The sequence below is a fragment of the Oleiphilus sp. HI0066 genome, assembly GCF_001635725.1.
The window spans coordinates 1-1,069 of the sequence record NZ_LWFH01001589.1; the positions used below are offsets into that span (position 1 = coordinate 1).

The 1,069-nt window shown below is 43.5% G+C and carries 2 protein-coding genes; both read right to left on the reverse strand.

Annotation, left to right across the window (positions count from 1 at the left end):
* The coding region (locus A3738_RS24985; RefSeq protein ID WP_068763927.1) for an FKBP-type peptidyl-prolyl cis-trans isomerase N-terminal domain-containing protein at positions 1-554 on the reverse strand (554 nt) is incomplete at its 3' end.
* A gap of 119 nt (positions 555-673) precedes the next feature.
* The coding region (locus A3738_RS24990) for a peptidylprolyl isomerase (protein ID WP_197474021.1) at positions 674-1,069 on the reverse strand (396 nt) is incomplete at its 5' end.

Consider the following 1,069-nt stretch of genomic DNA (forward strand, 5'->3'; position numbering starts at 1 on the left):
CCTGCGATCACGCCATTTAACGGGAATGTTGCTGGTTCACCTCGACTAACAGAGCTATCAAATACTTCGCCACTAATAAGGCTGCCGGTGTAATGCACTGTTACAGTATCTGTTGCTGCAGGTTGAGGGCCTTTGCCTTCAGTAAGAACTTTGTACTGCAAACCGCTTTCTAGCGTCACTACGCCTTCTTTATCTTTGTTTGCGCTCAAGAACTCTTCGCCAACAATTTTATTCGCTTCACTAAGTTTTTGTAGTTCAGCAATTTGCTTTTCTTGCATCTCACGCTGATATTCACTCAAGGTTTGAGCTATCTCGTCATCAGTAAGCAATTGAGGTTCATCGTTAAACGCACTTTTCAGACCATTTGCGAACTGATCTAAATCGATATCTTTGAGTTCGTTGCGCATGCGCTGACCAAACATCACACCAAAGGCATAACTGACTTTTGCTTCTTTACTTTCAAACTTAGCAGCGCCGTCTTCAGCTAGTGTAACTGGACTCATTCCAATAAGACTCGCAGTTAGTAAAGGCAAAGCGATTTTTTTTATGTTCATAGTTCTGTTTCCATTCATTTGATGTCAGCCTGAACAGTAGACGGGCAGACATTTTCTTTGAGACCCAAAACCTTAAGGCTTTTGCAGAGGATCTTCCAGAGTCGCAACATTAGGGCTTGTTAATGGTGATGGCCGCCTACACCATGCGCGTGACCATGTGATATTTCTTCTTTTGTAGCTTCTCTAATAGAAATGATTTCAATATCAAACGTCAGATCTTTGCCTGCGAGAGGGTGGTTCGTATCAACATCGACATTGAACTTGCCTGCTTTAACAACCGTGGCCTGGCGAGCACCTTGTTCAGTATTGATGCCAACCGTCATCCCCGGTTTTAATCGCGCTAACTGTTTCTTGTCTCCCATTAAATGTTTAATAAGGACTCTTTGTACTGCGTTTTCATGGCGTGTGCCGTATGCTTTTGCTGCAGGCACTTCAGCGGAAAATATGTCGCCCATGTCTTTCCCTTCCATCTCTGACTCGAGACCCGTAATAATATTCGCATGACCATGTAAATA